The organism is Paractinoplanes polyasparticus (assembly GCF_019710575.1).
Lineage (GTDB): Bacteria > Actinomycetota > Actinomycetes > Mycobacteriales > Micromonosporaceae > Actinoplanes > Actinoplanes polyasparticus.
This window is the reverse complement of sequence record NZ_JAHWFK010000013.1, coordinates 244,985-257,075: the sequence shown is the minus strand read 5'-3', so window position 1 is coordinate 257,075 and position 12,091 is coordinate 244,985. Positions and strand designations below refer to the sequence as shown.

General features: G+C 66.5%; 23 protein-coding genes. All 23 read left to right on the top strand.

What is annotated here, in order from left to right; translation table 11 throughout:
• Positions 1–95: 95 nt before the first annotated feature.
• The 23 genes from rpsJ (at position 96) to KXC43_RS16035 (ending at position 12,090) form a co-directional block, all read left to right on the top strand.
• Complete coding sequence (rpsJ, locus tag KXC43_RS16145; protein WP_097322778.1) at positions 96–404, top strand: 30S ribosomal protein S10; 309 nt, start codon at positions 96–98, stop codon at positions 402–404.
• A 12-nt stretch (positions 405–416) separates the two neighbouring features.
• Positions 417–1,067 carry a 50S ribosomal protein L3 gene (gene rplC, locus KXC43_RS16140; RefSeq protein ID WP_221376861.1) on the top strand — a complete coding sequence of 217 codons (651 nt, stop codon included), beginning with the start codon at positions 417–419 and terminating at the stop codon, positions 1,065–1,067.
• The gene (rplD, locus tag KXC43_RS16135) at positions 1,064–1,711 is read left to right on the top strand and encodes a 50S ribosomal protein L4 (RefSeq protein WP_221376860.1); all 648 of its coding nucleotides are present in this window, start codon (positions 1,064–1,066) and stop codon (positions 1,709–1,711) included. Before rplC ends, rplD begins: the two co-directional genes overlap by 4 nt.
• Complete coding sequence (rplW, locus tag KXC43_RS16130) at positions 1,708–2,010, top strand: 50S ribosomal protein L23 (RefSeq protein ID WP_221376859.1); 303 nt, start codon at positions 1,708–1,710, stop codon at positions 2,008–2,010. The genes rplD and rplW overlap by 4 nt, the downstream gene beginning before the upstream one ends.
• A gap of 14 nt (positions 2,011–2,024) precedes the next feature.
• On the top strand, positions 2,025–2,864 hold the full coding sequence (gene rplB, locus KXC43_RS16125) for a 50S ribosomal protein L2 (RefSeq protein WP_097322774.1): 840 nt from the start codon (positions 2,025–2,027) through the stop codon (positions 2,862–2,864).
• A 13-nt stretch (positions 2,865–2,877) separates the two neighbouring features.
• A complete protein-coding gene (rpsS, locus tag KXC43_RS16120) occupies positions 2,878–3,159 on the top strand; it encodes a 30S ribosomal protein S19 (RefSeq protein ID WP_097322773.1) in 282 nt (93 codons plus the stop codon).
• A 31-nt stretch (positions 3,160–3,190) separates the two neighbouring features.
• Entirely contained in the window at positions 3,191–3,655 is a 465-nt protein-coding gene (gene rplV / locus KXC43_RS16115) for a 50S ribosomal protein L22 (protein ID WP_221376858.1), read from the top strand.
• Entirely contained in the window at positions 3,655–4,515 is an 861-nt protein-coding gene (rpsC, locus tag KXC43_RS16110; protein ID WP_221376857.1) for a 30S ribosomal protein S3, read from the top strand. Before rplV ends, rpsC begins: the two co-directional genes overlap by 1 nt.
• Before the next feature lie 3 nt (positions 4,516–4,518).
• A complete protein-coding gene (rplP, locus tag KXC43_RS16105) occupies positions 4,519–4,944 on the top strand; it encodes a 50S ribosomal protein L16 (protein ID WP_097322770.1) in 426 nt (141 codons plus the stop codon).
• Positions 4,944–5,177 carry a 50S ribosomal protein L29 gene (gene rpmC / locus KXC43_RS16100; RefSeq protein WP_133873221.1) on the top strand — a complete coding sequence of 78 codons (234 nt, stop codon included), beginning with the start codon at positions 4,944–4,946 and terminating at the stop codon, positions 5,175–5,177. Before rplP ends, rpmC begins: the two co-directional genes overlap by 1 nt.
• Entirely contained in the window at positions 5,174–5,449 is a 276-nt protein-coding gene (gene rpsQ, locus KXC43_RS16095) for a 30S ribosomal protein S17 (RefSeq protein ID WP_133873220.1), read from the top strand. The genes rpmC and rpsQ overlap by 4 nt, the downstream gene beginning before the upstream one ends.
• 140 nt (positions 5,450–5,589) lie before the next feature.
• A complete protein-coding gene (gene rplN, locus KXC43_RS16090; protein ID WP_023358185.1) occupies positions 5,590–5,958 on the top strand; it encodes a 50S ribosomal protein L14 in 369 nt (122 codons plus the stop codon).
• Positions 5,955–6,275: a 50S ribosomal protein L24 gene (gene rplX, locus KXC43_RS16085; protein ID WP_203730306.1), complete on the top strand. Its 321-nt coding sequence runs from the start codon at positions 5,955–5,957 to the stop codon at positions 6,273–6,275. Before rplN ends, rplX begins: the two co-directional genes overlap by 4 nt.
• A complete protein-coding gene (gene rplE / locus KXC43_RS16080; protein WP_221376856.1) occupies positions 6,275–6,844 on the top strand; it encodes a 50S ribosomal protein L5 in 570 nt (189 codons plus the stop codon). The genes rplX and rplE overlap by 1 nt, the downstream gene beginning before the upstream one ends.
• Before the next feature lie 2 nt (positions 6,845–6,846).
• Positions 6,847–7,032, top strand: a complete 186-nt coding sequence (locus KXC43_RS16075) for a type Z 30S ribosomal protein S14 (protein WP_203681340.1) — start codon at positions 6,847–6,849, stop codon at positions 7,030–7,032.
• A 122-nt stretch (positions 7,033–7,154) separates the two neighbouring features.
• Positions 7,155–7,562, top strand: coding sequence for a 30S ribosomal protein S8 (rpsH, locus tag KXC43_RS16070; protein WP_127499781.1), 408 nt, complete (start codon positions 7,155–7,157; stop codon positions 7,560–7,562).
• A gap of 17 nt (positions 7,563–7,579) precedes the next feature.
• On the top strand, positions 7,580–8,119 hold the full coding sequence (gene rplF, locus KXC43_RS16065) for a 50S ribosomal protein L6 (RefSeq protein ID WP_221376855.1): 540 nt from the start codon (positions 7,580–7,582) through the stop codon (positions 8,117–8,119).
• A complete protein-coding gene (gene rplR, locus KXC43_RS16060) occupies positions 8,116–8,511 on the top strand; it encodes a 50S ribosomal protein L18 (protein WP_438862184.1) in 396 nt (131 codons plus the stop codon). The genes rplF and rplR overlap by 4 nt, the downstream gene beginning before the upstream one ends.
• A 13-nt stretch (positions 8,512–8,524) precedes the next feature.
• Positions 8,525–9,148 (top strand): 30S ribosomal protein S5, encoded by a 624-nt coding sequence (gene rpsE / locus KXC43_RS16055; RefSeq protein WP_221376854.1) that lies wholly within the window; start codon positions 8,525–8,527, stop codon positions 9,146–9,148.
• Positions 9,148–9,330 carry a 50S ribosomal protein L30 gene (gene rpmD / locus KXC43_RS16050; RefSeq protein ID WP_221376853.1) on the top strand — a complete coding sequence of 61 codons (183 nt, stop codon included), beginning with the start codon at positions 9,148–9,150 and terminating at the stop codon, positions 9,328–9,330. The genes rpsE and rpmD overlap by 1 nt, the downstream gene beginning before the upstream one ends.
• A complete protein-coding gene (rplO, locus tag KXC43_RS16045) occupies positions 9,330–9,779 on the top strand; it encodes a 50S ribosomal protein L15 (protein ID WP_221376852.1) in 450 nt (149 codons plus the stop codon). Before rpmD ends, rplO begins: the two co-directional genes overlap by 1 nt.
• A 242-nt stretch (positions 9,780–10,021) precedes the next feature.
• Positions 10,022–11,368 (top strand): preprotein translocase subunit SecY, encoded by a 1,347-nt coding sequence (gene secY / locus KXC43_RS16040; RefSeq protein ID WP_221377103.1) that lies wholly within the window; start codon positions 10,022–10,024, stop codon positions 11,366–11,368.
• A 68-nt stretch (positions 11,369–11,436) separates the two neighbouring features.
• Positions 11,437–12,090, top strand: a complete 654-nt coding sequence (locus KXC43_RS16035; RefSeq protein ID WP_221376851.1) for an adenylate kinase — start codon at positions 11,437–11,439, stop codon at positions 12,088–12,090.
• Position 12,091: the final 1 nt, after the last annotated feature.

Genomic DNA, 12,091 nt, shown 5'->3' with positions numbered 1-12,091 from the left:
GGGGGTCGGACAACGCAGGATCAACGGTCCTGCGGGCATGCGAGAGCCACCGCTTTCGCACGTAGCGGCATCGAGAGAAGGAAACAGAAGCCACCATGGCGGGACAGAAGATCCGCATCCGGCTCAAGGCCTATGACCACGAGGTCGTCGACTCCTCGGCGCGCAAGATCGTCGAGACGGTCACGCGTACCGGTGCGTCGGTCGCAGGCCCGGTGCCGCTGCCCACGGAGATCAACCGTTTCTGCGTCATCCGTTCGCCGCACAAGTACAAGGACTCGCGCGAGCACTTCGAGATGCGCACGCACAAGCGGCTGATCGACATCATCGACCCGACCCCGAAGACGGTCGACTCGCTCATGCGCCTCGACCTGCCGGCTGGCGTCGACATCGAGATCAAGCTGTAGGGATCGCGACTGATGGACAGGCAAGTGAAGGGGATCCTGGGCGCCAAGCTCGGCATGACCCAGGTCTGGGACAACAACAAGGTTGTCCCGGTGACCGTGGTGCAGGCCGGCCCTTGCGTCGTGACCCAGGTCCGCACAGATGAGAAGGACGGCTACGCGGCCGTCCAGCTGGCGTACGGCGCGATCGACCCGCGCAAGGTGAACAAGCCCGAGGGCGGTCACTTCGCGAAGGCCGGTGTGTCGCCGCGGCGTCACGTCGTCGAGCTGCGCACCACCGATGCCGGTGAGTACGAGCTCGGCCAGGAGGTCACCGTCGAGGCGTTCGCGGTCGGTTCGCCGATCGACGTCACCGGTAAGACCCGAGGCAAGGGCTACGCCGGTGTCATGAAGCGGCACGGCTTCCACGGCCTCAAGGCCAGCCACGGTGTCGAGCGCAAGCACCGCTCGCCCGGTTCCATCGGCGCCTGCGCGACCCCCGGTCGCGTCTTCAGGGGCACGCGGATGGCCGGTCGAATGGGCAACAAGCGCTTCACCGTGCAGAACCTGGTCGTGCAGGCGGTGGACACCGAGAACAACCTGATCCTGATCAGGGGCGCGGTGCCCGGTCCCAAGGGCGCGCTCATCCTGGTCCGTACAGCGGCTAAGAAGGGCGGTGCCAAGTGAGCTCGGTTGACGTGATCAACATCGAGGGCAACAAGGCCGGCTCGGTCGAGCTGCCGGACGCGATCTTCGACGTGCAGGCGAACATCCCGCTGATGCACCAGGTCGTCGTGGCCCAGCTCGCCGCCGCCCGCCAGGGCACGGCGAAGGCCAAGACGCGCGGCGAGGTCGCCGGTGGCGGCAAGAAGCCGTACAAGCAGAAGGGCACCGGTCGCGCCCGTCAGGGCTCGATCCGCGCGCCGCAGTTCACCGGCGGTGGCGTCGTGCACGGTCCCGTGCCGCGCGACTACAGCCAGCGGACCCCCAAGAAGATGAAGGCGGCCGCGCTGCGTGGCGCCCTCTCCGACCGGGCCCGCGACGGCCGCGTGCACGTGGTCGAGGCGTTCGTCAGCGGCGACAAGCCGTCGACCAAGGCCGCGATCGCCACGCTGCGCAAGGCCACCGAGTCCACCAAGGTCCTGGTCGTGCTGAGCAGCACCGACGAGCTGAACTGGCTGTCGCTGCGCAACGAGGCGACCGTGCACCTGCTCGAGGCGGGCCAGCTCAACACGTACGACGTGCTGGTGGCCGACGAGGTGGTCTTCACCAAGGACGCGCTCGACGAGTTCCTGGGCGCGCCGGCGACCGCCGAGGGGGAGAACAAGTGAGCACCATCGCCGACCCGCGCGACATCATCGTCCGCCCGGTTGTCTCCGAGAAGAGCTACAGCGTTCTCGACCAGAACTGGTACACGTTCCTCGTCCACCCGGACGCGAACAAGACCCAGATCAAGATCGCGATCCAGCAGATCTTCAACGTCCGCGTGCTGTCGGTGAACACCGCGAACCGCGAGGGCAAGCGCAAGCGCACCCGGACCGGCTTCGGTCAGCGCAAGGCGACGAAGCGCGCGATGGTCAAGCTGGCTGACGGTGACCGTATCGAGGCCTTCGGCGGCCCGGTCAGCTAAGGGGTTGTAAAACAATGGCTATCCGTAAGTACAAGCCGACCACGCCGGGCCGTCGCGGCTCCAGCGTCGCCGACTTCGCCGAGCTGACCCGGTCCACGCCGGAGAAGTCGCTCCTGGTTCCGCTGCCCAAGAAGGGTGGACGCAACGTCCACGGCCGCATCACCACGCGGCACCAGGGCGGCGGCCACAAGCGGCAGTACCGGCTCATCGACTTCAAGCGGGTCGACAAGGACGGCGTGCCGGCCAAGGTCGCGCACATCGAGTACGACCCGAACCGCACGTCGCGCATCGCGCTGCTGCACTACGCCGACGGCGAGAAGCGCTACATCCTCGCGCCGAAGGACCTCAAGCAGGGCGACCGGGTCGAGTCCGGCCCCGGTGCGGACATCAAGCCGGGGAACAACCTTCCCCTGCGCAACATCCCGGTCGGTACGACGGTCCACGGTGTGGAGCTTCGTCCCGGCGGTGGCGCCAAGCTGGCCCGCTCGGCCGGTGTCGGTATCCAGCTGCTCGGCCGTGAGGGCGCGTACGCCACGCTGCGTATGCCCTCCGGTGAGATCCGCCGGGTCGACATCCGTTGCCGGGCCACGGTCGGCGAGATCGGCAATGCCGAACAGTCGAACATCAACTGGGGCAAGGCCGGCCGTATGCGCTGGAAGGGCAAGCGCCCGACCGTCCGCGGTGTCGCCATGAACCCGATCGACCACCCGCACGGTGGTGGTGAGGGTAAGACCTCCGGTGGTCGCCACCCGGTCAATCCGGCTGGTAAGCCCGAGGGTCGTACCCGCCGCAAGGGCCAGGAGAGCGACAAGCTGATCGTTCGCCGCCGCTACGCCACCCGCAAGCGCGGGTAACGGGAGTTAAAAGATGCCACGCAGCCTGAAGAAGGGCCCGTTCGTCGACGACCACCTGCTCAAGAAGGTGGAAGTCCAGAACGAGAAGAACTCGAAGAACGTCATCAAGACCTGGTCGCGGCGCTCGATGATCATCCCCGACATGCTCGGGCACACGATCGCGGTGCACGACGGTCGCAAGCACGTCCCGGTGTTCATCACCGAGGCCATGGTCGGTCACAAGCTCGGCGAGTTCGCTCTGACCCGCACGTTCAAGGGTCACGAGAAGGACGACCGCAAGAGCCGTCGTCGCTAGTCAGTCCACGGATAAGAAAGGGGTCACAGCGATGCCAACAAAGAACGACGCACCGGCGCTTCCGGGCAGTCGTGCGGTTGCGAAGCACGTCCGCATCTCGCCGAACAAGGCACGCCGTGTGGTCAACCTCGTCCGCGGTCTGCCCGCGAAGGAGGCTCTGACCGTCCTGCAGTTCGCGCCGCAGGCCGCGAGCGAGCAGGTCTACAAGGTGCTGGCGAGCGCGATCGCGAACGCGGAGAACAACGAGCGGCTCGACCCGGACGCGCTCCTCGTGAGCGAGGCGTTCGTCGACGAGGGTCCGACGCTCAAGCGGTTCCGTCCGCGTGCGCAGGGCCGGGCGTACCGGATCCGCAAGCGCACCAGCCACATCACGATCGCCGTCGAGGCGGTCCAGGTCGCCCGGCCGGCCAAGAAGGCCGCCGCGGCGAAGAAGGCGACGCCGGCCAAGAAGGCTGAGCCGGCCGCCGCGCCCCAGACGACGGAGGAGTCCGAGTAATGGGCCAGAAAGTTCACCCCACCGGATTCCGCCTCGGTATCTCCACCGACTGGAAGTCCCGGTGGTTCGCCGACAAGCTCTACAAGGACTACATCGGCGAGGACGTCAAGATCCGCCGCATGATGTCCAAGGGCCTCGAGCGGGCCGGCATCTCCAAGGTGGACATCGAGCGGACCCGTGACCGGGTCCGGGTCGACATCCACACCGCCCGGCCGGGCATTGTCATCGGTCGCAAGGGCGCGGAGGCCGACCGGATCCGCGGCGAGCTCGAGAAGCTCACCGGCAAGCAGGTCCAGCTCAACATCCTCGAGGTGAAGAGCCCGGAGTCGGACGCTCAGCTGGTGGCGCAGGGCGTCGCCGAGCAGCTGTCCTCCCGGGTCAGCTTCCGCCGGGCGATGCGCAAGGCCATGCAGTCGGCCATGAAGAACCCGATCTGCAAGGGCATCCGGGTGCAGGTCTCCGGTCGCCTGGGCGGCGCGGAGATGAGCCGCACGGAGTTCTACCGTGAGGGTCGCGTCCCGCTGCACACGCTGCGCGCCAACATCGAGTACGGCTTCTTCGAGGCCCGTACGACGTTCGGCCGCATCGGTGTGAAGGTCTGGATCTACAAGGGCGACGCCGTGCCGGGTCGCGAGGTTGCCCCCGAGGCGCCCGCCCGCCCGCGCCGTGACCGCGCCGACCGGGCCGAGCGTCCGCGCCGTGGCCGTTCCGGTTCGTCCGGCACGACCGCCGGTGGGACCGAGGCCGGCCGCGCTGCCGCCGCCGCCCAGGCCAAGGGCGACACCCCGACCGGCGACAACGCCAACGACGCGGCGGTCGCCGCGGCGCCGGCGGTCGCCGAGACGCAGCAGGAGGGCTGACACATGCTGATGCCGCGTAAGCCCCCGAAGGGCTTCCGCAAGCCGCACCACCCGGACCGCCACGGCGCGTCCAAGGGCGGCAACCGGGTTGTCTTCGGTGAGTTCGGTATCCAGGCTCTGGAGCCGGCGTACGTGACCAACCGGCAGATCGAGTCGGCCCGTATCGCGATGACCCGTCACATCAAGCGTGGTGGCAAGGTCTGGATCTCGGTCTTCCCCGACAACGCTCTGACCAAGAAGCCGGCCGAGACCCGCATGGGTTCCGGTAAGGGTTCTCCCGAGTGGTGGGTGGCGAACGTCAAGCCGGGACGCATTCTCTTCGAGATGTCGTTCCCGAACGAGACGATCGCGCGCGAGGCGATGCGCCGCGCTATCCACAAGCTCCCGATGAAGTGCCGCATCGTGACACGCGAAGTGGGTGAAAGCTGATGGCAGCGGGCGTTAAGGCTTCTGAGCTGCGCGAACTCTCCGGTGAGGAGCTGGTTTCGCGACTGCGGGAGGCCAAGGCGGAGCTGTTCAATCTTCGCGTGCAGGGCGCGACCGGCCAGCTCGACAATCATCGTCGGCTGCAGGTCGTCCGTAAGGACATCGCGAAGATCTATACGATCATGCGTGAACGTGAGCTCGGGCTCTCGGTTGCGCCGGATGAGGTGACAGCATGAGTGACGAGAGCACGGCCACTGTCCGCGCGAACCGCAAGGTTCGCGAGGGGCTCGTGGTCAGCGACAAGATGGACAAGACCGTCGTCGTCGAGGTCGAGGATCGTGTGAAGCACGCCCTCTACGGCAAGGTTCTGCGGCGCACCCGCAAGCTCAAGGTGCACGACGAGCAGAACGCGTGCGGTGTCGGCGACCGGGTTCTGCTCATGGAGACCCGCCCGCTGTCGGCCACCAAGCGGTGGCGTGTCGTGGAGATCCTCGAAAAGGCCAAGTGAGTGCGCGGGGCCGGTCAAGGCCGGCCCCGCCCCCCTCCAACCACCCCGCCCCCCGCCCCTAAAAAGGCCTAAAGGCGGACCCCACGTTCCGCCAAGCTTCGCGAAGTTCAGCGGAGAACTGGCAGACATAGGAGACAGACGTGATTCAGCAGGAGTCGCGACTGCGCGTCGCTGACAACACGGGTGCCCGGGAGATCCTGTGCATCCGTGTGCTCGGTGGCTCCGGTCGCCGTTACGCGAGCATCGGCGACGTCATCGTGGCCACGGTCAAGGACGCCATTCCGGGCGCCGGTGTGAAGAAGGGTGACGTCGTCAAGGCGGTCATCGTCCGCACCGCCAAGGAGCGTCGCCGTCCCGACGGCTCGTACATCCGCTTCGACGAGAACGCCGCCGTCATCATCAAGGACGGCGGGGACCCCCGCGGTACCCGCATCTTCGGCCCGGTCGGGCGCGAGCTGCGCGACAAGCGGTTCATGAAGATCATCAGCCTGGCGCCGGAGGTGCTCTGACCGTGAAGATCAAGAAGGGCGACACGGTCGTCGTCATCGCCGGCAAGGACAAGGGCGCCAAGGGCAAGGTCATCGCGGCCTACCCGACGCGTGACAAGGTCCTGGTCGAGGGCGTCAACCGCGTCAAGAAGCACGAACGCATCCGCACCACCCAGCGTGGTTCGAAGACCGGTGGCATCGTCACCCAGGAAGCCGCGATCCACATCTCGAATGTGCAGATCGTTGACGACCAGGGCAAGCCGACGCGCATCGGTTACAAGGTCGACGAGAACGGCAACAAGGTCCGTATCGCTCGTACGACCGGTAAGGAACTCTGATGACTGCCGCCACCGAGACCAAGACGCTGCCGCGCCTGAAGCAGAAGTACCGCAGCGAGGTCATCGCAGCGCTTCAGGAGCAGTACAAGTACGGCAACCCCATGCAGGTTCCCGGCCTGGTCAAGGTCGTCGTGAACATGGGTGTGGGCGAGGCCGCCCGCGACGCCAAGCTGATCGACGGCGCCGTGCGTGACCTGACCACGATCACCGGTCAGAAGCCGCTCGTGCGGCGGGCGACCAAGTCCATCGCGCAGTTCAAGCTGCGTGAGGGCATGCCGATCGGCGCGAAGGTTACCCTGCGCAACGACCGGATGTGGGAGTTCCTCGACCGGCTGCTGTCGATCGCGCTGCCCCGTATCCGTGACTTCCGCGGCCTCGACGGGCGCAAGCTCGACGGGCACGGTAACTACACCTTCGGCCTGACCGAGCAGTCGGTGTTCCACGAGATCGACCAGGACCGGATCGATCGCACGCGGGGCATGGACATCACGGTGGTCACGACCGCCGACACCGACGACGAGGGCCGGGCGCTGCTGAAGCTCCTGGGCTTCCCGTTCAAGGAGAACTGAGCATGGCTAAGAAGGCGCTGATCCTCAAGGCGGCCGCGAAGCCGAAGTTCGCCGTGCGCGCGTACACCCGCTGCCAGAAGTGCGGTCGCCCGCACTCGGTCTACCGCAAGTTCGGCCTGTGCCGCGTTTGCCTGCGGGACATGGCTCACCGTGGTGAGCTGCCCGGCGTTTCCAAGGCCAGCTGGTAACCCCCTTCCAACCGCCCCACCCTCCGCCCAAGTGCGGACCAAAGGCTGGATTACTAGCAACACCGCTTCGCCGTAGGCCCGCCTCGGGTGGGAACCCCGGCGAGAAAGGTTGACGAACACCCATGACGATGACGGACCCGATCGCAGACATGCTGACGCGTCTGCGCAACGCCAACCAGGCGTACCACGACAAGGTGACCATGCCCTTCTCGAAGATCAAGGCGAACATCGCCGAGGTCCTCAAGGCTGAGGGTTACATCGCCTCCTGGTCGGCCGAGGAGCCCGAGGAAGGCGCTGTCGGCAAGCGTCTGGTCGTAGAGCTCAAGTACGGCCAGAGTCGCGAGCGCAGCCTCGCCGGCATCAAGCGCGTCTCGAAGCCCGGCCTCCGGGTTTACGCCAAGTCCGACGAGCTCCCGCGGGTGCTCGGCGGCCTCGGTGTCGCGATTATTTCGACGTCCCAGGGACTGCTGACCGACCGGCAGGCCCGCAAGCGGAGCGTTGGCGGGGAAGTCCTCGCCTTCGTCTGGTAACTGGAGACTGAGAAACCATGTCGCGAATCGGACGTAAGTCGATCCCGGTCCCGGCCGGCGTCGATGTCACCATCACGGGCCAGACCGTCAAGGTCAAGGGCCCCAAGGGCGAGCTCTCGCACACCGTCTCCGAGCCGATCACGGTCGAGCAGGAGGGTGGCGAGCTGCACGTCAACCGCCCCAACGACGAGCGCAAGGCCAAGGAGCTCCACGGCCTCTCCCGTACCCTGGTCGCCAACATGATCGTCGGCGTCACCGAGGGCTACAAGAAGACGCTGGAGATCAACGGCACCGGTTACCGTGTCACGGCCAAGGGCAAGGACCTCGAGTTCGCCCTCGGCTTCTCGCACCCGGTGAACGTCGTGCCGCCCAACGGCATCACGTTCTCGGTCGAGCGGCCGACGCAGTTCACGGTCGCGGGCATCGACAAGCAGCTCGTCGGCGAGGTAGCCGCCAACATCCGGAAGATCCGCCCGCCGGAGCCCTACAAGGGCAAGGGCGTCAAGTACCAGGGCGAGGTCATCCGCCGCAAGGCCGGAAAGGCAGGTAAGAAGTGACCGCCACGCTGCTCAAGCGTCGCAATGGCGCGGGTGTCTCCGCCAAGCGGGCTGTCGGAAAGGCGCGTCGGCACTTCCGGGTCCGTCGGAACGTCCGCGGCACCGCCGAACGTCCCCGCCTGGTCGTCACCCGGTCGTCGCGGCACATCACCGCGCAGATCATCGACGACCTCAAGGGCCACACGCTGGCCTCGGCTTCCACGCTCGACACCTCCCTGCGGGGTGGCGAGGGTGACAAGAGCGCTCAGGCCGGCAAGGTCGGCGCTCTCCTCGCCGAGCGGGCCAAGGCCGCGGGCGTGTCCAAGGTCGTATTCGACCGCGGTGGCAACAAGTACGCGGGGCGCATCGCCTCGCTTGCGACTGCCGCGCGCGAAGCCGGACTCGAGTTCTAGGAGGAATTGACCAATGCCTGGTCAGCAGCGCCGAGGCGGCGGGTCCGGCGGTAACACCGAGGGTGGCAACCGCCGGGACAACCGCCGTGAGGGCGGCCGCGGCAACGCGCCCGTCGACAAGACCCCGCATCTCGAGCGGGTCGTCGCCATCAACCGTGTCGCCAAGGTCGTCAAGGGTGGTCGTCGCTTCAGCTTCACCGCCCTGGTGATCGTGGGCGACGGCGACGGCACGGTCGGCATCGGCTACGGAAAGGCCAAGGAGGTGCCCGCGGCCATCGCCAAGGGCGTCGAGGAGGCCAAGAAGCACTTCTTCAAGGTTCCGCGGATCGCCGCGACGATCCCGCACCCGATCATCGGCGAGGCTGCCGCGGGTGTCGTGCTCCTCAAGCCGGCCTCCGCCGGTACCGGCGTCATCGCCGGTGGCCCGGTGCGTGCCGTGCTGGAGTGCGCGGGCATCCACGACATCCTGTCGAAGAGCCTGGGTTCGTCGAACCCGATCAACATCGTGCACGCGACCGTGGCCGCTCTGAAGGGCCTCGAGTCGCCGGAGGCAGTCGCGGCTCGCCGTGGCCTGCCGGTCGAGGATGTGGCGCCGGCGGCCATGCTGGCGGCGCGCGCGGAAGCGGCGGTGCGCTGATGGCACGCTTGAAGGTCACCCAGATCCGGTCCCACATCGGCCGCAAGCAGAACCAGCGGAACTCTCTGCGGTCGCTGGGCCTCAAGCGGATCAATGATGTGGTGGTCAAGGAGGACCGCCCCGAGATTCGGGGCATGATCTTCGCCGTGAGCCACCTCGTGACTGTTGAGGAGGTCGAGTAATGGCGATCAAGGTTCACCACCTGCGCCCGGCGCCCGGTGCCAAGACTGCCAAGACCCGCGTGGGTCGTGGTGAGGGCTCCAAGGGCAAGACCGCCGGCCGCGGCACCAAGGGCACCGGCGCCCGCAAGAACACCCCGGCGGCGTTCGAGGGTGGGCAGATGCCCATCCACATGCGCCTGCCGAAGATCAAGGGGCTCAAGAACCGGCCCCGCAACAAGGTCGTCTTCCAGGTCGTGAACCTGGACCGTCTCGCCGAGCTGTTCCCGAACGGCGGCGAGGTCGGACCGGACGAGCTGTTCGAGGCCGGCGCGGTTCGCAAGAACCAGCCGGTGAAGGTCCTGGGCTCGGGCGAGCTGGGCAGCGTGTCGCTCACGATCAAGGCGCACGCGTTCAGCGAGTCGGCCAAGGAGAAGATCGCTGCAGCCGGTGGTTCCACCACCGAGCTGTGAGGCTTGCGGGGGTGCCTGCCCGGGCGGTGCAAATGCGTCGCTCGGGCAGTCATCCCCTTTGTGGCGTCTGACCTGGCCTTTTGTCGGCAGGCCAAATGCCTACGCGCGGTGCAGGCTACCGTGACACACCGCGCTCCAATAAGACTGTTAGAGTCCGTTCCCAGCTAGGGATATCGGTCGTCCGGACCGATGCCTTCCCCCACCCGCCGATTGCGGCGGTAACCTCGCGCAGGAGGAAGAAGTTGCTCTCCGCCTTTACCAGTGCGTTCCGGACGCCTGACCTGCGCAAGAAGCTGCTGTTCACGGTCTTCATCATTGCGTTGTACCGGCTCGGCGCCACCTTGCCCAGCCCCGGTGTCTCTTACACCAACGTGCGACGCTGTCTCGACATCGTGAACTCATCGAACGCCGACGGTGGCGTGCTCAACCTGTTGAACCTCTTCTCAGGTGGCGCGCTGCTCCAGTTGTCGGTGTTCGCGCTGGGCATCATGCCGTACATCACGGCCTCCATCATCTTGCAGCTGCTGACCGTGGTCATTCCCCGCCTCGAACAGCTGCGCAAGGAAGGCCAGTCCGGCCAAGCCAAGATCACCCAGTACACCCGGTACCTGACGCTCGGCCTCGCCGTCCTCCAGTCCTCGGCGTTCGTCGCCCTGGCCCGGACGGGGCAGCTGTTCGGCAACGCGTGCGACCAGAACGATCCGACGCTCCAGATCATCCCGGAGAACACCGGGCTGCCGATGTGGCTCACGCTCTCGATCCTGGTGCTGACCATGACGGCCGGCACGGGCATGGTGATGTGGCTCGGTGAGCTGATCACCGACCGTGGCGTCGGCAACGGCATGTCCGTCCTCATCTTCACCTCGATCGCGGCCCGCCTTCCCGGCGAGGGTTGGACGATCAAGGAGTCGAGCGGCGTCGGCAAGTTCGTTCTGGTGATCGTGCTGGTACTGGTGATCATCGGCCTCGTGGTGTTCATCGAGCAGGCGCAGCGACGCATCCCCGTGCAGTACGCCAAGCGCATGATCGGCCGGCGTATGTACGGCGGCACCTCGACGTACATCCCGCTCAAGGTCAACCAGGCGGGTGTCGTCCCGGTCATCTTCGCGTCGTCGTTGCTCTACCTGCCGCAGCTCTACTTGCAGTTCTTCGACCCGAACAACCTCAAGGGTTACCAGGTCTGGATCCAGAAGTGGCTGGCCGACCCGACGAGTGAGCTGTACATCGGGGTCTACTTCCTGATGATCATCTTCTTCACGTACTTCTACGTCTCGATCACGTTCAACCCGACCGAGGTCGCAGACAACATGAAGAAGTACGGTGGCTTCGTGCCGGGTATCCGCCCGGGCAAGCCCACCGCGGATTATCTGGACTTCATCCTCAGCCGGATCACCCTCCCCGGTGCGCTGTACCTTGGTCTGATCTCGGTTTTGCCGAACTTCTTCTTCATCTGGCTGGACGCGCAGCAGTACCAGAACTTCCCGTTCGGTGGTACGGCAGTGCTGATCATGGTGGGTGTGGGTCTGGAGACGGTGAAGCAGATCGAGAGCCAGCTGATGCAGCGCAACTATGAAGGGTTCCTGCGGTAGTGGCGGCGCGGAGCCGGGGGGCTCTTGCGTCGGCGATGTCAACAACTCACCTAAGCGAGGCGATGTAGGTGCGGCTGGTTCTGGTGGGCCCTCCGGGGGCCGGCAAGGGGACCCAGGCTGAGTTCATCGCCGCCCATCTCGCCGTACCGAAGATCTCGACCGGTGACATCTTCCGGGCCAACGTCTCCCAGGGCACGCCCCTGGGAGTCGAGGCGAAGCGCTACATGGACGCGGGTCAGCTTGTCCCGGACGAAGTGACCATCAACATGGTCCGGGACAGGCTGGCCGAGCCCGACGCCGGCGACGGCTTCCTGCTCGACGGCTTCCCGCGGACGGTGCCCCAGGCCTCGGCCCTCGACAAGTTGCTGGCCGACCTGGGCACCGCGCTCGACCTGGTGATGGAGCTCGTGGTCGACGACGACGAGGTCATCCGGCGGCTGTCGGGCCGCCGCACCTGCCGTGGCTGCGGCAAGATCTGGCACGTCGAGTTCGACCCGACCAGCAAGGAGAACATCTGCGACCGTTGCGGGTCGGAGCTGTTCCAGCGGGACGACGACAAGGCCGAGACGATCGCCAACCGTCTGGTCGAGTACGCCGACAAGACCGCTCCGCTGGTCGACTTCTTCGGCGCTCAGGGCAAGCTGGTGGGGATCGACGCGACCGGACCGGTCGAGGACGTCACGGTGCGCGCCATCGACGCCCTGCGGTCCTACGGGGGCTGAC